The organism is Ancylobacter defluvii, assembly GCF_018390605.1.
Taxonomy (GTDB): Bacteria; Pseudomonadota; Alphaproteobacteria; order Rhizobiales; family Xanthobacteraceae; genus Ancylobacter; species Ancylobacter defluvii.
This window is the reverse complement of sequence record NZ_JAHBGD010000005.1, coordinates 686,918-707,237: the sequence shown is the minus strand read 5'-3', so window position 1 is coordinate 707,237 and position 20,320 is coordinate 686,918. Positions and strand designations below refer to the sequence as shown.

Annotated in this window: 18 protein-coding genes and 1 pseudogene; 16 read left to right on the top strand and 3 right to left on the bottom strand. The window is 66.6% G+C overall.

Going from position 1 to position 20,320, the window contains the following annotated elements; translation table 11 throughout:
• Positions 1-3 precede the first annotated feature (3 nt).
• From KHC24_RS05920 to KHC24_RS05880, 9 genes are all read left to right on the top strand, one after another.
• Positions 4-1,707: a CocE/NonD family hydrolase gene (locus KHC24_RS05920; RefSeq protein ID WP_213360542.1), complete on the top strand. Its 1,704-nt coding sequence runs from the start codon at positions 4-6 to the stop codon at positions 1,705-1,707.
• Positions 1,700-2,194 carry a tripartite tricarboxylate transporter TctB family protein gene (locus KHC24_RS05915; RefSeq protein WP_213360519.1) on the top strand — a complete coding sequence of 165 codons (495 nt, stop codon included), beginning with the start codon at positions 1,700-1,702 and terminating at the stop codon, positions 2,192-2,194. The genes KHC24_RS05920 and KHC24_RS05915 overlap by 8 nt, the downstream gene beginning before the upstream one ends.
• A complete protein-coding gene (locus tag KHC24_RS05910; protein WP_213360510.1) occupies positions 2,195-3,712 on the top strand; it encodes a tripartite tricarboxylate transporter permease in 1,518 nt (505 codons plus the stop codon).
• Positions 3,709-4,206, top strand: a complete 498-nt coding sequence (locus KHC24_RS05905) for a (2Fe-2S)-binding protein (protein WP_246546174.1) — start codon at positions 3,709-3,711, stop codon at positions 4,204-4,206. The genes KHC24_RS05910 and KHC24_RS05905 overlap by 4 nt, the downstream gene beginning before the upstream one ends.
• The gene (locus KHC24_RS05900; protein ID WP_213360508.1) at positions 4,203-6,311 is read left to right on the top strand and encodes a xanthine dehydrogenase family protein molybdopterin-binding subunit; all 2,109 of its coding nucleotides are present in this window, start codon (positions 4,203-4,205) and stop codon (positions 6,309-6,311) included. Before KHC24_RS05905 ends, KHC24_RS05900 begins: the two co-directional genes overlap by 4 nt.
• Positions 6,312-6,347: 36 nt before the next feature.
• Complete coding sequence (locus KHC24_RS05895) at positions 6,348-6,749, top strand: cupin domain-containing protein (protein WP_213360498.1); 402 nt, start codon at positions 6,348-6,350, stop codon at positions 6,747-6,749.
• 21 nt (positions 6,750-6,770) lie between these two features.
• The gene (locus KHC24_RS05890) at positions 6,771-8,549 is read left to right on the top strand and encodes a CocE/NonD family hydrolase (RefSeq protein WP_213360490.1); all 1,779 of its coding nucleotides are present in this window, start codon (positions 6,771-6,773) and stop codon (positions 8,547-8,549) included.
• 159 nt (positions 8,550-8,708) lie between these two features.
• Positions 8,709-9,104, top strand: a complete 396-nt coding sequence (locus tag KHC24_RS05885) for a (R)-mandelonitrile lyase (RefSeq protein WP_213361279.1) — start codon at positions 8,709-8,711, stop codon at positions 9,102-9,104.
• A gap of 347 nt (positions 9,105-9,451) precedes the next feature.
• On the top strand, positions 9,452-9,853 hold the full coding sequence (locus tag KHC24_RS05880) for a hypothetical protein (RefSeq protein ID WP_213360480.1): 402 nt from the start codon (positions 9,452-9,454) through the stop codon (positions 9,851-9,853).
• 9 nt (positions 9,854-9,862) lie between these two features.
• Here KHC24_RS05880 and KHC24_RS25390 read toward each other — a convergent pair whose 3' ends face one another.
• Positions 9,863-9,994: a hypothetical protein gene (locus KHC24_RS25390; protein ID WP_271180659.1), complete on the bottom strand. Its 132-nt coding sequence runs from the start codon at positions 9,992-9,994 to the stop codon at positions 9,863-9,865.
• 72 nt (positions 9,995-10,066) lie between these two features.
• Positions 10,067-11,491 (bottom strand): FAD-binding oxidoreductase, encoded by a 1,425-nt coding sequence (locus tag KHC24_RS05875; protein WP_213360478.1) that lies wholly within the window; start codon positions 11,489-11,491, stop codon positions 10,067-10,069.
• Positions 11,492-11,609: 118 nt separating this feature from the next.
• Between KHC24_RS05875 and KHC24_RS05870 the strand changes: the two genes are divergently transcribed.
• On the top strand, positions 11,610-11,840 hold the full coding sequence (locus KHC24_RS05870; RefSeq protein ID WP_213360476.1) for a hypothetical protein: 231 nt from the start codon (positions 11,610-11,612) through the stop codon (positions 11,838-11,840).
• A gap of 141 nt (positions 11,841-11,981) precedes the next feature.
• Here KHC24_RS05870 and KHC24_RS05865 read toward each other — a convergent pair whose 3' ends face one another.
• The gene (locus tag KHC24_RS05865) at positions 11,982-14,306 is read right to left on the bottom strand and encodes an acetamidase/formamidase family protein (RefSeq protein ID WP_213360474.1); all 2,325 of its coding nucleotides are present in this window, start codon (positions 14,304-14,306) and stop codon (positions 11,982-11,984) included.
• 293 nt (positions 14,307-14,599) lie between these two features.
• On the opposite strand from KHC24_RS05865, the gene KHC24_RS05860 reads away from it, so the two are divergent.
• From KHC24_RS05860 to KHC24_RS05840, 6 genes and pseudogenes are all read left to right on the top strand, one after another.
• Entirely contained in the window at positions 14,600-15,688 is a 1,089-nt protein-coding gene (locus tag KHC24_RS05860; protein WP_213360471.1) for a TRAP transporter substrate-binding protein, read from the top strand.
• A 2-nt stretch (positions 15,689-15,690) separates the two neighbouring features.
• Entirely contained in the window at positions 15,691-16,236 is a 546-nt protein-coding gene (locus KHC24_RS05855; protein WP_213360469.1) for a TRAP transporter small permease subunit, read from the top strand.
• Complete coding sequence (locus KHC24_RS05850) at positions 16,226-17,551, top strand: TRAP transporter large permease (protein WP_213360466.1); 1,326 nt, start codon at positions 16,226-16,228, stop codon at positions 17,549-17,551. The genes KHC24_RS05855 and KHC24_RS05850 overlap by 11 nt, the downstream gene beginning before the upstream one ends.
• Positions 17,552-17,566: 15 nt before the next feature.
• Positions 17,567-19,156: a gamma-glutamyltransferase family protein gene (locus tag KHC24_RS05845; protein WP_213360457.1), complete on the top strand. Its 1,590-nt coding sequence runs from the start codon at positions 17,567-17,569 to the stop codon at positions 19,154-19,156.
• A gap of 69 nt (positions 19,157-19,225) precedes the next feature.
• A pseudogene (locus KHC24_RS24980) lies at positions 19,226-19,394 on the top strand (IS481 family transposase); the annotation flags it as partial.
• Positions 19,395-19,558: 164 nt separating this feature from the next.
• A complete protein-coding gene (locus tag KHC24_RS05840; protein ID WP_213360455.1) occupies positions 19,559-20,269 on the top strand; it encodes a L,D-transpeptidase family protein in 711 nt (236 codons plus the stop codon).
• Positions 20,270-20,320: the final 51 nt, after the last annotated feature.

Here is a 20,320-nt window from a genome sequence, read left to right as displayed (position 1 = left end):
CCCATGAACGCGCCCACGACCATTGCCGCTCAGCCCGCCGATACCGCCGCCCGCATTGTGATCGAACGGGATGTCGACATCCCGATGCGCGACGGCGTCACGCTCAAGGCCGATATCTTCCGGCCGGAAGGCGACGGTCCGTTCCCTGTGATCATGAATCTCGGCCCCTATCAGAAGGACAAGATCTGGGTGCCGCCGGACGATCTGGCGGAGAAGGCCAACCCGCTGATGAACTGGGAGACGGTCAATCCCGAATGGTGGGTGCCGCGCGGCTATGCGCTGATACGGGTCGATGCCCGCGGCACCGGCAAGTCACCCGGCCAGGGCGAGCCCTGGTCCCATCAGGAGGCGGTCGACTATTACGACGCCATCGAATGGGCCGCGAAACAGCCCTGGTCGAGCGGCCGAATCGGCCTGAGCGGCATCTCCTATTTCGCCATCAACCAGTGGTTCGTCGCCAATCTACAGCCGCCTTCGCTCAAGGCGATGATTCCGTGGGAGGGGTTCGCCGACCTCTACCGCGACGCGCTGTTCCACGGCGGCATCCTGAACCTGTTCATGACGAACTGGTTCGTGACCCACATGATGCACCACCTGCTGGGACGGGCCTACCGGCACAACCCCGACACCTTCCAGACCAACACCCTATGGAAGTGGATACGCAACAGCCTCGACAGCGGCGCCTTCCGCGGCGAGCAGGCGCAGTGGGACAAGATCACCGTGCCCTTCCTCACGGTCGGCAACTGGTCCGGCATGGGCCTGCACATGCGCGGCAACAGCGAAGCGTTCATGCGCGCGGCATCACGGCACAAGAAGCTGCGCATGCATGCCGGCAACCACGTGCATCCCTTCTACACCGAGGACGGACGCAACGATCAGCTGCGCTTCTTCGACCACTGGCTGAAGGGCGAAGCGAACGGGGTGATGGACGAGCCCCCGGTGAAGCTCTGGATCCGCCAGGGCGACAGCAAGGGGTTCTGGCGGCACGAGAATGAATGGCCGCTCGCGCGCACCAAGTGGACGAAGTTCCATTTCGATCTCGCCCCGCCGCGGGCCGATCAGCCCAAGAACAGCGGCGGCCTGATACTGGAGCCGCCGACGGAGGCCGCTTCACGGACGTATTTCGCCAGCGGCGCCGGCAAGGCGGGGCAGGCTTCGGCCTCCTCCACCTTCCTGGCCGCCGGAGCGATGATGGCGGGGATGGGGATCGCGCTGGAGACGCCGCCGCTCGAGGAGGATGTCGAGGTCACCGGGCCGGTCATGGCGAAGTTCTGGGTGGAAAGCTCCACCGAGGACATGGATCTGTTCCTGACGCTGCGCAACATCGATCCCGACGGGAACGACGTGTTCGAGGTCGGCCAGCAGGGCCAGCAGGTTCCGGTCGCCAAAGGCTGGCTGCGCGTCTCGCACCGCGAGCTCGATCCCGAGCTGAGCCGGCCCTACCGCCCCTATCACGCGCATAAACGCCGACTGTGGCTGACGCCGGGCGAGAAGGTGGAAGTGCAGGTCGAGGTATGGCCGACCAGCATGGTGTTCCGGAAGGGACACCGAATCCGGCTGGACATCCAGCCGCGCGACGGTCTCGGCAGCATCCACTACACGCACTATCACGCCGACTACAACACCGGACATAACACCATCCATGCGGGTGGCGCGCACGAATCCTACCTGCTGCTGCCGATCATTCCGGCCGGTTCCCATGGCTGAGCGCTCCGCTCCCGATCCGGTGCCGGCGCCGGGCCGCTCGCGGGTTTCCGGGCGCCCCGACCTGGTGGCCGGCGCCATGTTCGCCGCCATCGGGCTGTTTGGCCTCTACCTGCTGCGCGGCTACGACATGGGCACCGCGGCGCGGATGGGAACGGGCTACGCGCCGCGCCTGGTGTGCTGGGTGCTGCTCGGGCTCGGGGCCCTGGTCGCCGCGCGTGGTCTTCATTCGGAGCGCGAGGACGACCAGGAGCCCATTGCCTGGCGGCCGCTCGTCCTGGTGCCGCTCTCCATCATCGCCTTCGGCCTGCTGGTGGAGCGCATCGGCCTTGTCGCCGCCGCCGCCGGTCTCATCTTCATCGGCGCCCTTGCCGGGCGAGGCATCCGGCCGCTTGAGACATTGATCCTCGGCGCCGCACTGATCGCCGGCTCCGTGTTGGTCTTTGTCTGGGGGCTCGGGCTCAGCATGCCGATCTGGCCGGAGTTCTAGATGCACGACCTTCTCGCCCATCTCGCGCTCGGCTTCGACGCCGCCCTGACGCCGGCCAATCTCGGCTTCGCCCTTGTCGGCTGCCTGGTCGGCACGCTGATCGGCGTGCTGCCGGGGATCGGGCCGGTGGCGACAGTGGCCATGCTGCTGCCGCTGACATTCTATCTCACCCCGGTGTCGGGCCTGATCATGCTCTCCGGCATCTTCTACGGCGCGCAATATGGCGGCTCGACCACCGCGATCCTGGTCAACCTGCCGGGAGAGACGTCCGCCGTCGTCACCTGTCTCGACGGCTACCAGATGGCGCGTCGAGGACGCGCCGGCCCGGCGCTGGCGGCCGCGGCGCTGGGCTCCTTCTTCGCCGGCACGGTGGCGACGCTGCTGATCGCGGTCGCCGCGCCGCCGCTGGCGATGATCGGGCGCTCGTTCGGCGCGCCGGAATATTTCTCGCTGATGATGTTCGGGCTGCTCGCCACCGTGGTCCTTGCCAGCGGCTCGGTGCCAAAGGCGGTGGCGATGATCTTCCTCGGCATCCTGCTCGGCATGGTCGGAACCGACGTCAATACCGGCAATGCCCGCTTCGATCTCGGCATCGCCAACCTAGCCGACGGCATCAATTTCGTGCCGCTCTCCATCGGCCTGTTCGGGCTGAGCGAGATCATCGTCACGCTGGCCCACGGGTCGCAGGACCGTTCCGTGCTGGGTGGGAAGATCTCGCATCTGTGGCCGAGCCGCGAGGACTTCCGGCGCGGCTTTCCCGCCGTGGCGCGCGGCACCGCCATCGGTTCGCTGCTCGGCGTGCTGCCGGGCGGGGGCGCGACGCTGAGCTCTTTCGCCGCCTATATGTTCGAGAAGAAGATCTCGCGCCAGCCGCAACGCTTCGGCCAGGGCGCGATCGAGGGCGTCGCCGCGCCGGAGGCGGCGAACAATGCCGGCGCCCAGACCTCCTTCATCCCCATGCTCACGCTCGGCATCCCCGGCAATGCGACCATGGCGCTGATCATCGGGGCGCTCACCATCCACGGCATCCAGCCCGGGCCGATGGTGATGACCGAGAACCCCCAGCTGTTCTGGGGCATCGTGGCCAGCATGTGGATCGGCAATCTGATGCTGGTGGTCATCAACCTGCCGCTCATCGGCTTGTGGGTCAGCCTGCTGCGTATCCCCTATCGGCTGCTCTATCTCGCCATCCTGCTGTTCTGCGCCATCGGCGTGTACACGGTGAACAACTCCACCTTCGACGTACTGCTCGCCGCCGGCTTCGGCGTGCTCGGCTACGTCTTCCTAAGGCTGCGCTGCGAGCCGGCTCCGCTGCTGCTGGGCTTCGTGCTGGGCCCGCTAATGGAAGAGAACCTGCGGCGCTCCATGCTGATCTCGGGCGGTGACCCGTCGATCTTCCTGACGCGGCCGATCTGCCTCGGCCTCGTCATCGCCTCGGCCGTGCTGCTCGCGCTGATCGTGCTGCCGGCGGTCCGGCAGACCCGCGCCGTCGCCTTCCAGGAGCCGGAGGGCGCATGAGCGACCTCGCGACCCAGATGGTGCGCTTCACCGTGAACGGGCAACCCGTCGAGGCGGACGCGGCCGGCGACGTGCCCCTGCTCGCGGTCCTGCGCGGGGAGTTCGGCCTCACTGGCTCCCGCTTCGGCTGCGGGCTCGAGCAGTGCGGCGCCTGCACCGTCCTCCTCGACGACGAGCCGGCCTATGCCTGCTCGCGCCCGGCCTGGACCGTCGCCGGTCGTCGGGTGATGACGATCGAGGATGCTGGGCGCGACCCGATGCTCGCGGCGCTGAAGCAGGCCTTTGTCGAGGAACAAGCCGGGCAGTGCGGCTATTGTCTTTCCGGCATCGTCATGCGGGCGCGGGCACTGCTTGCCCGCCAACCGGCGCCGGACCGCGCCAGCATCGCCGCCGCGCTCGACGGAAATCTGTGCCGCTGCGGCGCGCATAACCGCATCATCCGCGCGGTGCAGCGCGCCGCCGCAAGACTCTCGGATGCGGGGGCGACGGCATGATCGCCAACCAGCTGCCGCGCAGCCTCGCCGACAATCCGCGGCTCGATGCGTGGATCGGCTTCGAGACGCCGGGCCGCGTGCGCATCTCCACCGGCAAGGTCGAGCTCGGCCAGGGCGTTCTCACCGCCCTCGTCCAGATCGCGGCCGAGGAACTCGACGTGGAGCCGACCCGCCTGCGCCTCGTCTCGGGCGAGGCGGGAGAAGGGCCGAACGAGGGATACACCGCCGGAAGCTACTCCGTGGAGAATTCCGGCGGCGCGATCCGCATCGTCTGCGCCGAGGTGCGCGCGCTGTTCCTCGACCGCACGGCATCGCTGCTCGCCTGCGGCACGGAGGAACTGAGCATCGAGGACGGCGCATTCCGGCGTAGCGGCAAGGGCACGGGCTTCGACTACTGGCGGCTGGCCGGGGATATCGACCTATCGTGCGCGTCGACAGGTGGAGCCTCGGCGAAGCCTGCCACCGCCTGTCGGCTTGTCGGCACCTCCCTGCCGCGAACCGATCTGCCGGAAAAAATCGGCGGCGGCGCCTTCATCCACGACATGGTCATGCCCGGCATGCTGCACGCGCGGGTGCTGCGCCAGCCCTGGCGAGGCGCCATTCTCGGCGAACTCGACGAGCGCGCCCTGCACCGTGCTGCACGGCGACCGATCGAGGTGCTGCGCGAGGGCAGCCTCGTCGCGCTGCTGGGCGAGGACGAAGCCAGCGTCGAGGCTGCGGCCGTCCTCGCCCGCGAGAAGGCGCGATGGACCGGCGGCGAGATTCCCCCCGACGCGGTGGTGCAACCCGATTGGCTGACGACGCAGCCAGCGGTCGACCGGGTGATCGCCAACGGCAAACCAGCGGCAGGCGAACGGGTCGAGGCCACCTATTCCCGTGGCTTCATTGCCCACGGTTCAATCGGCCCCAGCTGTGCACTGGCCCGCTGGGATGGGGCGGCGCTTGAGGTGTGGACGCATTCGCAGGGTGTCTACCCGCTGCGGCAGTCGCTGGCCGCCGCGCTCGGGCTCGATCTCGCCTCGGTCAGCGTGCGGCATCGCCAGGCAGCAGGATGCTACGGGCACAACGGGGCGGACGACGCCGCCTTCGATGCCGCCTTCCTGGCGCTGAAGCGGCCGGGCCACACCGTGCGGGCGCAATGGACCCGCGCCGACGAACTCACCGCCTCCCCCTTCGGCGCCCCCATGACGGTCAAGCTCGACGCCGTGCTTGATCCCGAGGGCCGACCGGCGGATTGGGGCATCGAGATCTGGTCGGCGCCGCATGGCCAGCGTCCCGGCATGCACCGCGCCATCAATCTGATCGGCGCCGAGGCGCTGCCGGGCGCACCGCCGCGCGTGCCGCCGGGCGACGTACCGGACGCCAACGGCTTCGGCGCCGCACGCAACGCCATCGCCTTCTACGATCTGCCGGCACAGCGCATCGTCACCCACTTCGTTGCCGGCCATCCGGTCCGTACCTCCTCGCTGCGCGGGCTCGGCGCCTTCGCCAATGTCTTCGCCATTGAGAGTTTCATCGACGAACTGGCGGAAGCCACTGGGCAGGATCCGGTGGCCTATCGCCTGTCGCTGTCGTCCGATCCCCGCGCGCGCGGTGTGATCGAGGCCGCGGCGGCCATGGCGGGCTGGTCGCCCGACGCCGCCATCGGCGAAGGCACGGCGAAAGGCTTCGGCTTCTCGCGCTACAAGAACAAGGCCGCCTACATGGCCGCTGTCGCCGAGGTCGCGCTCGACGAAGAGGTGCGCGTCACCAGGGTGTGGTGCGCGGTGGACGCCGGCCTGGTGATCAACCCCGACGGCGCGGCGAACCAGGTTGAGGGCGGCGTCATCCAGGCCGCGAGCTGGACGCTCAAGGAGGCCGTGCGCTTCGAAAACGGCCGAGCCACCTGCTCCCAGTGGGACGACTACCCGATCCTGCGCTTCTCCGAAGTGCCGGAGGTCGAGGTGAGATTCATCGACATGGCCAGCGAACCGGCGCTCGGACTCGGCGAGGTGGCGCAGGGTCCGACGGCGGCGGCGATCGGCAATGCGGTGGCGCGGGCTCTTGGCGCGCGCATTCGCGACCTGCCCCTCAGCCGCGCCCGCATCATGGAGGCGCTGCTGTAAGGCGGCCCAGAAACAAATGAAACGGGAGACACGCACATGACCGCGACGGAAAAGGCCCGCACCCCGGGCGCACTCAGGGCCGGGCCACAGGATTACGCCTTCGAGCTGGCGACGGTGAACCACCTGCTTGGCGGGCCGGATTATTCCAGCGCCGCCGGCTCCTGCGTCGAGGGCGACCGCATGATGGTGGCGCTGATGCGCATGAAGGCCGGCACCGGGGCCGAGCCGCATTCGCATCCCAACGAGCAATGGATCTTCATTCTCGAGGGCACGTTCCACGCCACCGTGGGTGGCACCTCGATCGCCGCGACACCGGGAACGCTGATCTACATCCCCTCGAACACGCTGCACGAGGGCAAGGCGGGTGCCGACGCCGACGTGGTGTTCTTCACCGTGAAGGACACCACGCACAGCCTGCACGGCATCAAGGCCGCCTGACCGCACGGAGCTGGATCACCGATGGACGAGCGAACCACGACCGGCCGCGCCGCGCCGGACACCACCGTACCGGCTTCCGACATCCGCGACGGCATGCGCATCGACTGGGACGTGCCGATCACGATGGATGACGGGCTGGTGCTGCGCGCCGACGTGTATCGTCCGGTGGCCGATGGGACCTATCCGGTGCTGATCACCTACGGTCCCTATGCCAAGGGCCTCTCCTTCCAGGAGGGGTATCCCAGCGCCTGGGAGCGCATGTCGACCAAGCATCCCGACGTCACCGCCAATTCCAGTAATCTCTACCAGAGCTGGGAAGTGGTCGACCCGGAGAAATGGGTGTCGCAGGGCTATGCCTGCGTGCGGGTGGATTCGCGCGGCTGCGGCTGCTCGCCGGGCTATATCGATCCCTTCTCGCCACGCGAGACCCGCGACTACCACGACTGCATAGAATGGGCCGGCACCCAGCCCTGGTCGAACGGCAAGGTGGGGCTGAACGGCATCTCCTATTTCGGCAGCAACCAGTGGCATGTGGCGAGCCTGCAGCCGCCGCATCTCGCCGCCATGTGCATCTGGGAAGGCGCGGCCGACTGGTACCGCGACATGACCCACCATGGCGGCATTCTCTCCACCTTCTGGGCCAACTGGTACGACATGCAGGTCAAGACCGTGCAGCACGGCATCGGCGAGCGCGGACGGCGTTCGCGGGTGCATGGCGGGCTGGTCTGCGGCCCGGTGGAACTCGGGGCGGCGGAGCTGGAGCGCAACCGCTGCGACTTCGGCGCCGAGATCCGCGCCCATCCCCTCGACGATGCCTATCATAAGGCGCGCTCGCCGGACTGGAGCCGGGTGGTGACGCCGCTGCTGTCCTGCGCCAATTGGGGCGGCGCGGGCCTGCATGCGCGGGGTAATTTCGAGGGGTTCGTCCGCGCGGCCGCCGGGCAGAAATGGCTGGAGGTCCACGGCATCGAGCACTGGACCGAATTCTACACCGACTACGGCCGGAACCTGCAGCTGCGCTTCTTCGACCACTTCCTCAAGGGCGAGGACAATGGCTGGGACCGCGAGCCGCCGGTGCTGCTGCAGGTGCGCCATCCCGGCGAGCGCTTCGTACCGCGCCAGGAGAACGAATGGCCGATCGCCCGCACCCGCTGGAGCGAGCTTTACCTCGACCCCGACGGCCTGCGCCTCACCCGCGAGGCGCCGCCGCGTACCGGCGCCGTGAGCTTCGAGGCCGTGGGCGAGGGCGTGACGTTCCTCTCCGACCCGCTCGGCGCGCCGACCGAGCTCACCGGCCCTTCGGCGCTCAAGCTTGCCGTGTCTTCAAGCACCACCGATTGCGATCTCTTCGCCGTGCTGCGGGTGTTCGCGGCCGACATGAAGGAGATCGTGTTCCAGGGCGCTATCGATCCGCACACGCCGATTGCCCAGGGGTGGCTGCGCGCCTCGCACCGCAAGACCGATCCGGCGCTGTCGCGGCCCTATCGGCCGTATCACGTTCATGACGCCATCGAGCCGCTGCGACCGGGCGAGCGCGTGGCGGTCGACATCGAGATCTGGCCGACCTCGCTGGTGATCCCGGCAGGCTACCGCATCGGGCTCACGATACGCGGCAAGGACTATGTCTATGGCGGCGGCAGCGGCGGCCGGCTCTCCGCTTTCAAGAACGAACTGACCGGCTGCGGACCGTTCCTGCACGACGATCCGCTCGATCGGCCGCCAGCCATCTTCGCCGGCACGACGACGCTGCATCTCGGCGGCGCGGCGCCAGCCTTGCTGCTACTTCCGTTCGTACCCTGAAGGGAACCGCCCGCCGCCGCGCCGCCGGCGATCGCCGCTCAAGAAATCAGCCGATAAGTCCACACGCACTGAGGGAGTTCACCAGATCGACCGCAAGCGGCTACACTGACGCTGGAAAGGAGCGGTGCGGCGGTGGCGTCGCATTGCGCGAGGTGCATGATGGATATCAAGCGACTTGGCTCGCAGCCGTCCGGCAAGGGTCCGGAAGACTGGTTCACCGGGACCGTGCGGATCGATCCGCTTTTCTCCGCCGAGGATCCCGCGCGCGTGGCCGGCGCATCCGTCACCTTCGAGCCCGGCGCCCGGACGGCATGGCACACGCATCCGCTCGGCCAGACCCTCATCGTAACCGCCGGCGTCGGCCGGGTGCAGCGCAAGGACGGCCCGGTGGAAGAGATCCGCGCCGGCGATGTCGTCTGGTTCCCTCCCGGCGAGAAACACTGGCACGGCGCCTCCCCTACGATGGCGATGACCCACATCGCCATCCAGGAGCGGCTCGACGGCAAGGCGGTCGACTGGATGGAGAAGGTCACCGACGCCGAATATGGCGGCTAGTCCCACCGAGGTCGGCGACCATCGCGCTGGCCATCGATAAAACGATAAGCCGCCTAAAAGAATAGATCCATCACCGCGGCGGTGGCACATGTCCGCCGTCTGGCCGGATCCGTCATCCGTACCAATCCACGCGGCAGTGGATACCTCCCCGGCTTCGGGTCGCCATGCTCAAATGTCGATGAGCCGGCAATTCGTCCGGCATCGTCTGGAACAGGGATGGGAAACGCATGAACGCGCTCGGATCGCTCCTCATCGCCACCCCTACCTTGGGCGGCGCCAAGCTTGCCAAGGTCGTGGCCTGCTGGTCCCTGACCCGGCAGTAGCGGCTTCCGCCGGAGATGACGCGCATGTTCGCCGGCCCGATATTGCTCGCTGCGGCTTTCCTGCTCGCGGCGCAGCCTTCGTCATCGGCAGAAGAGGAATGTTGCGATCCCGCCGGCCCGTTCGGCCTCGGCGAGGCGTATCCGGAGACGCTGGCCACCTGCGAGACCTTGAGGCATTGGGCGGACCGGGCGCCCAAGACCGACGATCGGATCACCCTCGGCATCAAGGGGAAGCTGACCGGGGTGCATTTCGATGGTGTCATGGCCTATCTGCTGATGTGCGAGCCGGCCGACATACAGGTGATGTGCGTCACCTACGGCATCAATGGGCGGGTGCGCGGCGACGTCGTGGTGTTTGGCGGCGGCTATAGCCGGGTGGACGCCCACCACGTCATGCTCGACCCCTGCCTCGCCTCGGTCGAATAGCTCGACGGATCAGTCATTGCCTTTCAGCGCCCACCAGACACCGCCGACGCCGATGAGCAGCAGATAAAGCAGCACCGCCGCCAGGGCGATGAGCGGCACCGCCAACACGGCAATCAAGATCAGCGACATCGTTTCGATCATCGGACTTCCCTGCGCATTCCAGGCACGGCAGGCGAGCGCGGCGGCGCTCGCCCCGGAGCCTATACCGGCAGTCTAGGACGGCAACCCTTCCGCGGGATCCACCATGGCGCCGGGGTTCATGACGCCGTGCGGATCGAACAGCCCCTTGATGCCGCGCAGCACACGGTAGCGGCCGGGATCGGCATAGTGCTGCAACAGCGCCCGCTTGAACCGTCCAACGCCATGCTCGGCACTGAAGGTGCCGCCCATCTCCGCCGCGATGTCGTACAGCGTCGGCGCCAGTTCTCGGCCGATCCGATCGGTGAAGGCGAGGCGCTCTTCGCCGGCGGGCACCATGATGTTGTAGTGGAGATTGCCGTCGCCGACATGGCCGTAGACCGACAATTCGAGGCGCGGGTCATAGGCGGCCACGGCGGCGCCGCCCTGTTTCAGGAAATCCACCGTCCGGCTGAACGGCACGGAAATGTCGTGCTTCACCGAACCGCCGGCCCGCTTCTCGCCCTCGGGGATGGTCTCGCGGATCTGCCACATATCCGCCCGCTGGGCCTCGGTCTGCGCGATAATGATGTCCTCGGCCCACCCCTTCTCCACCACCTCGCCCATGGTACCTTCCAGCACCTCGTCGATCGGCAGGTGCCGGGAGGAGGATGACAGCTCGATGAGGATGACGCCGCCGCTGCCGCTCTTGAGGCGTCCGCCCGGATCCCTCACCAGCGCCAGCGAACGCGCGGTGATGAACTCGAAGGACGAGACCAGCTCGCTGGTCTCGCGGCGCACCAGCGCCAGCATGTCCGGCAGCGGCACGTCCGGCGCCAGTTCGATCCACGCGGTCGCCCGGCGGCTCGGCGTGGGAATGAGCTTGAGCACCGCCCCGGTGACGACACCGAGCGTGCCTTCGGCGCCGATGAAGTTTTGCCTGATGTCGTAGCCGGTATTGTTCTTGCGCAGCCTCTTCATGTCCGAGACCAGCGTGCCGTCCGGCAGCACGATCTCCAGGCCGAGGACCAGGTCGCGCGTCATGCCGTAGCGCAGCACCGAAAGGCCGCCGGCATTGGTGCCGATGACGCCGCCGATGCGGCAGCTTCCCTCCGAGCCGAGGCTCAGCGGCAGGAACAGCCCTGCCCTTTCGGCCGCCTCCTGCGCGTGCTTGAGGATGACGCCGGAATCGACCGACAGCGCGGCGTCGAGCGGATCGACCGAGCGGATCTTGTCGAGGCGCTCGAGGCTGAGCACGAACTGGGTGCCCGAACGGTCCGGCGTCGCGCCGGCACAATAGCTGGTATTGCCGGCCTGCGGCACGATGCCGACACGGTGCCGGGTGGCGAGGCGCATGATCGCCATCACCTGCTCGGTGGTCGCGGGACGCAGCACGGCCGGGGTGCGGCCCTTCACCAGATCGCGCTGATCGACCAGATAGGTCGCGAGCCGCTCGGGATCGGTGAGCACGCCGGCGTCGCCAAGCGCGTCGCGCAGGCTGTTCAGCATCTCGTCGGACATGTCCCCTCTCTCCCTCGCAACCTCACGGCCGATCTCGACCACGTTCCGACATAGCCGATTCACCGGAACAATGCCGGGGTTGAAACCCGTTCCGGTACCGGCGCCGGTGCCGGGGAAAATGGCGAACACCCCGCGGATGGCGGCGTCGCGCGCTCGCCGCTCGCCGGTCCCGGTCATCATCCTGGCGCTGTCCGCCTCATCCCCGGAGGCGGTGATCGTCAGCGCCACCGGGCGTCGCTCCACGCCCTTCCGGGCGACTGCCGCGGAAATGGCCGTCGAATGGCGTGAGCCCGCACAGCCAGCCGCGTCCGCCGTCGGCAGCGCATCCGGCAGCGTTCATTTTATATAAGTGAATTCAAATAATTAATGGCGGTCCGCGAGCGACCAGGAAAAGAACCATGTGCTCGCCATAGCCCCATGACGGATGAGGCCCCCTAAGCGACATCTCGAATGTCCGCTTCCGGTGAACCGCAAGCGAACCCGCGAATCTCTAGGGAAAGATGCCCTTATTGACCTTTGCGTGGACGCCCCAATTGCCGTCGGCGACTTGCGTCACGCCGAAATCGACCGCCACCGACATCAGCGAGATGGCCTCGTCCTCATCGAGGCCATAGTGCCCCATCAGGAATTTACGGGTCTCGCGCATGGCGCTCCGCAGCGCCCGGCTCAGCGACGAGCGCTTGAACACCTCGGATTGCGCGTTGCGGCCAAGTTCGCGCAGATAGTTCGTATAGCTGAAGCCGTGCAGCAACCAGGCGTCTTCGGTCTCGATCAGCGGGGCGTTGAGCCCGTTGAGAAAGAGCTTTTCCGTTTCGCCCCGCTTGTGCAGCACCAGACGAATCTCTCCGGTCAGCGAGCATTCCAGCGCCGTACCGCTGATCTCGCCGTCGCCCTGCGCCAGATGCGGGTCGCCGAGCGAGAGGAGCGCCCCCGGCACGGTCACCGGAAGATAGGTCGATGAGCCCTTGCCGGCCCTCCAATTGTCAATGTTGCCGCCGAAATAGCCGGGAGGCACGGAATCGACGATGTCGGTTTCACGCGGCGCCACGGCGATGAACCCGAAATGCGGGCGTACGGGGACGCGCACGCCGTTCAGCACGCCGTGACGCTCGACCAGCTTCGCGTGGTCGACCGGGATGCCGGGATAGTCGATCGTCTCATGCACCACACCGAACGGATCGGTCTGCGGCGCCCAGCGGAAGGAATAGACGGCCTCGGCGTAGCCGCTCTCTCCGGCCGCGTCGGTGCGATAGATGGTGACGACCTCGCGCTTGCGCGGCTCGTCCAGCAGGTCGTCATGGTGAAAGCCCCAGGCGGAGGCGGCATTGCTGCCAAAGGCCTGCCCCTCATAGGCCGGATTGGCGCAGGGGCGCGGCTTGAGGTCGAGGATCTGGACCTCCAGCACGTCGCCCGGTTCGGCACCATGAACGAAGATCGGCCCGGTGCAGATATGCACGCCGAACCCCTCGCCGGCGCCGCGCCCGAAGATGCTGGCATTCATCGGCCCGGCCCCGCGCCGATCGACCGCCTTGTAGTCCCTACTCCAGCGGAACACGCTCTCGGCGCCGGCATCGCCCTTTATCATCCGCTCATGGTCGTCATAGGCGTGCTGGGTAAGCGTCTCCACGGTGATGACCGCGCCGGAGCGCACCCGCAGCACTGGGGGAATGGAGCGGCTGAGAAAGCCCCAATGCACCGTCTCGCGCGAGACCGGAAGATGGTGGCGGCCGGGTTCGGGAGGCGCCGGCGTGACGGGGATCGCCGGCGGGGCACTCTCCGCCTCGCTCGGTGCGGGTGAGGCAGAAAGCGCCGGCCGCTGGGGCCGGACGCCGCTATGAACCGGCCGGCCACGGGTCCAGCGCGTTTCCACCGAGCCGCTGCTCGACTTGCGGAACTCGCGTGGCGAGATGCCATAGGCCGCGCTGAACACACGGCTGAAATGCGCCTGATCGGTAAACCCCCAGCGATAGCCGATCTCGGCGATGCTGCGGTCGGCGTATTGCGGGTTGATCAGATCCAGCCGGCAATGCTCCAGCCGGCGGTGGCGCACATAGTCGGAGAAAGCGCGGTCCTGCCCTTCGAACAGGCGCTGCACATAGCGCGGCGACAGTCCCTCCGCCTTCGCGATGTCGGCGACCGAAAGCTCCGGTTCGCACAGGCGTGCTTCGATCTGCGCGCAGACGCGGGCGAGATGGGCGACCTGCACCTGGGTAGCGTTGTCTTCCTCCGGGCGCGCCTCGGCCAGTAGCGCCGACAGCACCAGTTCGGTTATCGCCGTCTCGGCGGCGATAAGGTCGCCATGCTCCATCATCGCGAAATTAGCAGCCAATGCCCGCATCATCGGCCGCGCGGCGGCGGCCGAAACGGATTCACCAAGCACGATGGTCGGCACGCCCGCACCCCGGCCAATACGCCCGGCCAGCCTTTCTCGCGGCACCTGCAGCAGCAGCAACTCGAAATCATTCCGAAACTGAATGGTGCCCGAGGCCAGCGGGTCGCAGACCCACAGATCGCCATCCGCGAATTCAAATGCGCGCCGGCCCGTATCGGTGAGATGACCGCGTCCATAATGCACGAAACCGACGAGAACGCAGTCGGCATCGGCGACATGGGTCTTCAGGCCCTGCGCCGTCGAGCGCAACAGAGCGAGCGTGGCGAGCGTCGGCGAGCGCTTGATGGAAATCTCGCCGAAATGAAACGCGACATCCTTCGGCCACTGGTCGACGAGCGAAAGCGTGGCAAGCGTCTCGCGCCACGCGGCTTCCTGCTTGCTTGCGGGAAAGGCGTTGATCGAGACGGGAACAGTTCGGCTCATGGCTTGGATCTTCATCAACAGGAGGCTAGCGATGTGGGCCGCGAAGCCCTTTGACGATTGGCGCACAAAAACTTGTCTCGCGCCAGAACCGCTGCGTTGCCCTATTCCACGGCAAAATCGATCAACCAATTGAATTTTATAATTAAATCTCCGAATTATCTTCTCTTTTTCATTCGTTCTTCTGCTCGACTGCCCTTTTGGAGGCATTGCCGCACTGCGGCATAAACCGGATAGTCCGACTACGCATCGCCAGGGGAACAATCGCTCGGGCGCACATAATCAGAGGGATCGAAATGGATCGTCGTGGATTTCTTGGAGCCGGCCTTGCCGGCACGGCGGCTGTCGCCACCATCGCCGCGCCACACGTGGCCCGGGCGCAGCAGACGTTCAACTGGAAGATGACCAATGCCTATGGCCCCGGTGCGCCCTTCTATGTGGCTGGCCCCGGCAGCCCGACCTATTTCTGCGAACTGGTCGGCAAGATGTCGGGCGGGCGGCTCAACATCCAGCATTTCGCCGCCGGCGAACTGATCCCGGCGCTGGAAGGCTTCGACGCCGTCTCCTCCGGTACTGTCGAGATGAACGCGGCGAACTCCTATTTCTGGGCCGGCAAGGTGCCGGCCGCGCAGTTCTTCACCTGCGTGCCCTTCGGCCTCAATTTCCAAGGCCAGAACGCCTGGATCTATCACGGCGGCGGCCTCAAGCTCTGGGAAGACCTGTACGAGCCCTTCAATCTCGTGCCCATGCCGCTCGGCAATACCGGTGTGCAGATGTCCGGCTGGTTCCGCAAGCCGATCGAGAAGGTCGAGGACTTCAAGGGCCTGAAGATGCGCATCCCCGGCCTCGCCGGAAAGGTCTACGCCCAACTCGGCGTCGACGTGAAGCTGCTGCCCGGTGGCGAAATCTTCCCGGCGCTGGAGCGCGGCGTGATCGACGCGGCCGAGTTCGTCGGCCCCTATCAGGATCGTCGCCTCGGCCTGCAGAAGGCGGCGAAGTATTATTACACCACTGGCTGGCACGAACCGAACAACGTTACCGAACTTGTGGTGAACAAGGTCGCCTGGGACAGCCTGCCGGACGACCTCAAGGAAATCGTGCGTGCCGCCGCCGCTGCCTGCAATGTGCTGAGCCACACTTGGTGCGAGGCGACCAATGGCGAGGCGATGACCGATCTCGTCAAGAATCAGGGTGTCATTGCCGGGCCGCTGCCGGCGCCGGTGGTGGAAAAGCTGCGGGAGATCACCAAGAAGACGCTGGCCGACATGGCGGCGGCCGATCCGAAGGTGAAGACAGTCTATGACAGCTTCACGGACTTCGCAGCCAAGCACAGTCAGTGGGCCGGCCTGTCTGAAGCGGTATACCAGACCCAGATTCGCACCTGATCATGGCCGCCACACTGGAAAAATGGGCCGCACGCCTCGATGCGATCGTCGAGGTGTGCGGCTGGGTCGCGGCGTGGACGGGCTTCGCGCTCGTCCTCGTCATGGCCGGCAATGTACTGCTGCGCTATCTGTTCCACACCGGCTCGGTCGCGATGCAGGAGCTGGAGTGGCACCTGATGTCGCCGCTCACGCTGCTGTGCATCGCCTATACGATCAAGCATGAAGGCCATGTGCGGGTAGACATCGTCTATGCCCGCTTCCCCGCTGGCGTGCGAAACATCATCGACCTCTTCTCGGCTCTGGCCGTGGTGGCGCTGGCGGTCATCATCGTCCGGCTTTCCTGGCCCTACATGATGCAATCCTACCGGATCGGCGAAGGCTCGCCCGACCCCGGCGGCCTGCCTTACCGCTTCATCCTCAAGGCGATGATCCCGGCCGGCTTCATGCTGCTGCTGCTTCAGAGCCTCGCCGCGACGCTGCGCGCGATCCAGCCCTTTCTTGGCGGCAAGGGCGAACCTTCCGCACGAGTGACGCCCGATGCCCTATAACGAAATCCTGGCGATCGCGTGCATCGCGTCGTTCTTCGTCATGCTGTTCATCGGCGTGCCGGTGGCGCTTACCCTCGCGATCAGCGGCTTCTTCTTCGGCTGGCTCGGCTTCGGCACCAGCCTGTTCGGCCTGCTGCCCGCCCGCATCTATGGCGTCACCGCAAATTACACGCTGATCGCCATCCCGCTCTTCGTGTTCATGGGCGTGATGCTTGAGAAATCACGCCTCGCCGACGAACTGATGGAAGTGATCGGCCATCTGTCGGGCGGATTGCGCGGCGGCATGGGGCTTGGAATCGTGCTGGTCGGCATGCTGATGGGCGCCACCACCGGTATCGTCGGTGCCACCATCGTCACGCTCGGCCTGCTGACCCTGCCGACGCTGCTGCGCCGCGGCTATGACAAGAGCCTGTCCTGCGGCGCGATCTGCGCGTCGGGAACGCTCGGCCAGCTCATCCCGCCGAGCACGATCCTGATCCTGCTGGCGGATATTCTCGGCGAATCGGTCGGCACGCTGTTCGCCGCCGCCCTGATGCCCGGCCTGCTGCTTACCGTCATCTTCTGCATCTACATGATCGTGGTCGGCATCATCTCGCCCGAGAAGGTGCCTGCCATTCCGCTGGAAGAACGCCGTGCCATGCCGCGCCGCGAACTCTGGATGAAGGCGCTTAAGGTCGGCCTTCCGCCCGTCGGGCTTGTGCTTGTGGTGCTCGGCTCGATCATCGGCGGCATTGCCGCGCCGACCGAAGCCGCCAGCATGGGCGCGCTCGGCTCGATCCTCGTCGCCTCCATCGCCGGGCGCTTCACCTGGAAGACTCTGGTCGACACCGTGCAGTCCACCGCGCGCATCACCGCGATGATGTTTTTCGTGCTGATCTGCTCGCAGGTGTTCGCGCTGGCCTTCCGCGGTCTCGGCGGCGAGCGGCTGGTGCACGACGCCTTCGCTTTCGTGCCGGGTGGCACGGACGGCATCCTCATCTTCATGCTGCTGATCATCTTCGTGCTCGGCTTCTTCATCGAGTGGATCGAAATCAGCTACATCGTCGTGCCGATGTTCCTGCCGCTGATGCAGGCGGCCGGTGTCGATCTCGTCTGGGCGGCCGCGCTGATCGCCACTGTGCTCCAGACCTCGTTCCTGACGCCGCCCTTCGGCTGGGCGCTGTTCTATCTGCGCGGAGTGGCTCCTCCCGAGGTGGCGACCGCCGATATTTATCGCGGCGTCATTCCCTTCATCGTGCTGCAACTCGCGGCGGTGGCGCTGGTGTTCACGTTCCCGGCGGTGGCGACCTGGCTGCCGAAGGCGATCGGCTGGTAGTCGGAGTACAGTCGCATGTTGAACACCGTTCGTGCCCGTCGTGGCATGGTGACGTCCCCGCACCATCTCGCCAGTGAGGCCGGGCTGCGCGTCCTGCGCGAGGGCGGAAATGCGGTCGAGGCCACGGTCGCAATGGCGGCAACGCTGGCCGTGGTCTATCCGCACATGACCGCCATAGGCGGCGACGGCTTCTGGCTGATCGGCGCGCCCGGCGAGACGCCCGTCGGTATCGACGCCTGCAGCCGTGCGGCGGCCGCCGCAACGCCGGAGCTCTATCTCCGGGCCGGGCTGACCACCATTCCCCAGCGCGGACCGCTCGCCGCCAACACGACGGCAGCCACCGTGGCAGGCTGGGGCGAGGCGCTGGCGGTGAGCGGCAAGCGCGGCGGCCGGCTAACGCTCGCGCGGCTTCTCGAAGATGCGGTCTGGCATGCGGGCAACGGCTTCGCCGTTGCCCGCAGCCAGAACGAACTCACCACGCAAAAGATGCCCGAACTCGCCGACGTGTCGGGATTCGCCGCCAGCTTCCTCGTCGACGGCGAGGCGCCGGCCACAGGCTCGGTGATGAAGCTGCCGGCACTGGGCGAGACGCTGCATCGTCTCGGCGTCGAGGGCACCGAGAGCTTCTATCGCGGCGCGCTGGCCCGCGAGATCGCCGACGATCTCGCACGGGCCGGTACGCCGGTGACGTTGGACGATCTCTCCGCCTGCCGAGCCCGTCGCGTCGCCCCTCTGTCGGTCGACCTTCCCGGCATGCGGCTGTTCAATTTTCCGCCACCGACGCAGGGCCTTTCCTCGCTGATGATCCTCGCCTTGTTCCGCCGACTCGGCGTGACCGAAGCGGAAGGCTTCGATCATGTCCATGGGTTGGTTGAGGCGACGAAGCAGGCGTTCCTCGTGCGCGACCGCATCATCGGCGACCCCGACGCCATGACAGAGAAACCGGCGGACTGGCTCACCGATGCGGCGCTCGATCGCCTCGCGGCGCAGATCGACCGAGAGTCCGCCCTGCCCTGGCCCGCGCCGCCTTCCGCCGGTGACACCGTATGGCTCGGCGCCATCGATGGCGACGGACTGGCGACCAGCTTCATCCAGAGCATCTATTTCGAGTTCGGTTCCGGCGTCGTGCTGCCGCAGACCGGCATCGTCTGGCAGAATCGCGGCTCCAGCTTCCTGCTCAGCGGTAGCGGACCGCGTGTACTGGCGCCCGGCCGCAGGCCTTTCCATACGCTGAACCCCGCCATGGCCTCCTTCAATGATGGTCGCCACATGGTCTATGGCACCATGGGCGGTGAGGGCCAGCCACAGACACAGGCCGCACTGTTCTCGCGCTATGCGTTCTTCGGCGAGGAGCTTCAGGCCGCGATAACCTCCCCGCGCTGGCTGCTCGGACGTACATGGGGCGCGGAGACGGTATCCCTGAAGCTTGAGGATCGGTTCACGCCGGAACTCGTCGCGGCCCTGCGTTCGGCGGGACACGATGTGGAAATCGTCGCGCCGTTCGACGCGATGATGGGACATGCAGGCGCCATTGCCCGCCATGGGGATGGCCGGCTTGAAGGTGCGGGAGATCCGCGAAGCGACGGTGCCGCGATGGGATTTTGACCCGTCTGAAGCGTGTTTAGTCCCACGGTGTGATGGCGTATCGTTATCTCTGCTGGAGAGGGACACGCTATCGGCCAGGTTCTTCACGGGAGCGCGAAGACCACGCCCACCGTTCGAGCGGAGCTTCAACGATCGCAAGCTTCGGCCGCGGAGCTCGCGCGACGCTTCGGGATCAACGAGAAGACCGCGAGAAAGTGGCGAATCCCGCCGGACGGTCGAAGATGAGCCGACGGGTCCCACCTCATGATCGGGCCGGCATCCGAAACCCTTCACGGCTGCGGATGTCCGGGCAACGGCCAGGAGCGGGTATCGACGGCAATGAGCTTGCCAGTCGAGCCGCGGGCCGGCAAATTCCGTTCAGCAGGACGGCAAACAGGCGTCAAGATTAGGAAATCCAAGATAATGAACATGAACGGTCGGAATGCCGACGCCGGCAGAATCCACGAGATCGCCATGCGCGGGCACGGGGCGAGGCTGATCAGCCGCCGGTCGTTTCTGGTCGGCTCGGCCGCCGGTCTCGGCGCCTTCGGGCTGGCCGGCTGTGCGACACCCGACGGTCTGAGCGTCGCCGAGGCGCAGAAGCTCTACGGCCCGGTGCCCGAAGAGAAGTTCCCGATCCCGGCGGTCGATGTCAGCAAGGTCGATCGGAAATACTATCGCCGAACCGTTCGCTACGAGACCGAGGAAGCGCCCGGCACGATCATCGTCGATCCTGCCAATTACTACGTCTACCGCATCGAGGAGGACGGGCTCGCCACCCGCTATGGTGCCAATGTCGGCCGCGACGGGTTCCGGTGGAGTGGGGACGCCTATATCGGACGCAAAGGCGAATGGGCGACCTGGACACCACCCAAGGAAATGATCCAGCGCCAGCCCGAAGCGGCCAAATACGCTCGCGGCATGCCGGGCGGCCTCGATAACCCGCTCGGCGCCCGCACGCTCTATCTCTATCAGAACGGCGCCTACACGCTCTACACCATCTACGCGACCAGCGATCCCGAATCGATCGGCACTGGCGTCACCAGCGGCTGCGTCGGCCTCCTGAGCCAAGATATGATCGACCTGTACGATCGCACCCCGGTCAAGACGAAAGTGGTCGTTCTGCCGGCGTAGCAGCGATCCGCCGCCGGTCCAGGCGGCGCGCGCGTGGCGAGCGCAAAGATC

Excerpts from the sequence above, each read along its gene's own strand:
- KHC24_RS05845 (WP_213360457.1), top strand. The coding sequence starts at position 17,567 with ATGTTGAACACCGTTCGTGCCCGTCGTGGCATGGTGACGTCCCCGCAC.
- KHC24_RS05860 (WP_213360471.1), top strand. The coding sequence starts at position 14,600 with ATGGATCGTCGTGGATTTCTTGGAGCCGGCCTTGCCGGCACGGCGGCT.
- KHC24_RS05850 (WP_213360466.1), top strand. The coding sequence starts at position 16,226 with ATGCCCTATAACGAAATCCTGGCGATCGCGTGCATCGCGTCGTTCTTC.
- KHC24_RS05865 (WP_213360474.1), bottom strand. The coding sequence starts at position 14,306 with ATGAGCCGAACTGTTCCCGTCTCGATCAACGCCTTTCCCGCAAGCAAG.
- KHC24_RS25390 (WP_271180659.1), bottom strand. The coding sequence starts at position 9,994 with ATGATCGAAACGATGTCGCTGATCTTGATTGCCGTGTTGGCGGTGCCG.
- KHC24_RS05915 (WP_213360519.1), top strand. The coding sequence starts at position 1,700 with ATGGCTGAGCGCTCCGCTCCCGATCCGGTGCCGGCGCCGGGCCGCTCG.
- KHC24_RS05870 (WP_213360476.1), top strand. The coding sequence starts at position 11,610 with ATGGCGAACACCCCGCGGATGGCGGCGTCGCGCGCTCGCCGCTCGCCG.
- KHC24_RS05885 (WP_213361279.1), top strand. The coding sequence starts at position 8,709 with ATGGATATCAAGCGACTTGGCTCGCAGCCGTCCGGCAAGGGTCCGGAA.
- KHC24_RS05910 (WP_213360510.1), top strand. The coding sequence starts at position 2,195 with ATGCACGACCTTCTCGCCCATCTCGCGCTCGGCTTCGACGCCGCCCTG.
- KHC24_RS05900 (WP_213360508.1), top strand. The coding sequence starts at position 4,203 with ATGATCGCCAACCAGCTGCCGCGCAGCCTCGCCGACAATCCGCGGCTC.
- KHC24_RS05890 (WP_213360490.1), top strand. The coding sequence starts at position 6,771 with ATGGACGAGCGAACCACGACCGGCCGCGCCGCGCCGGACACCACCGTA.
- KHC24_RS05875 (WP_213360478.1), bottom strand. The coding sequence starts at position 11,491 with ATGTCCGACGAGATGCTGAACAGCCTGCGCGACGCGCTTGGCGACGCC.
- KHC24_RS05895 (WP_213360498.1), top strand. The coding sequence starts at position 6,348 with ATGACCGCGACGGAAAAGGCCCGCACCCCGGGCGCACTCAGGGCCGGG.
- KHC24_RS05905 (WP_246546174.1), top strand. The coding sequence starts at position 3,709 with ATGAGCGACCTCGCGACCCAGATGGTGCGCTTCACCGTGAACGGGCAA.
- KHC24_RS05880 (WP_213360480.1), top strand. The coding sequence starts at position 9,452 with ATGTTCGCCGGCCCGATATTGCTCGCTGCGGCTTTCCTGCTCGCGGCG.
- KHC24_RS05840 (WP_213360455.1), top strand. The coding sequence starts at position 19,559 with ATGAACATGAACGGTCGGAATGCCGACGCCGGCAGAATCCACGAGATC.
- KHC24_RS05920 (WP_213360542.1), top strand. The coding sequence starts at position 4 with ATGAACGCGCCCACGACCATTGCCGCTCAGCCCGCCGATACCGCCGCC.
- KHC24_RS05855 (WP_213360469.1), top strand. The coding sequence starts at position 15,691 with ATGGCCGCCACACTGGAAAAATGGGCCGCACGCCTCGATGCGATCGTC.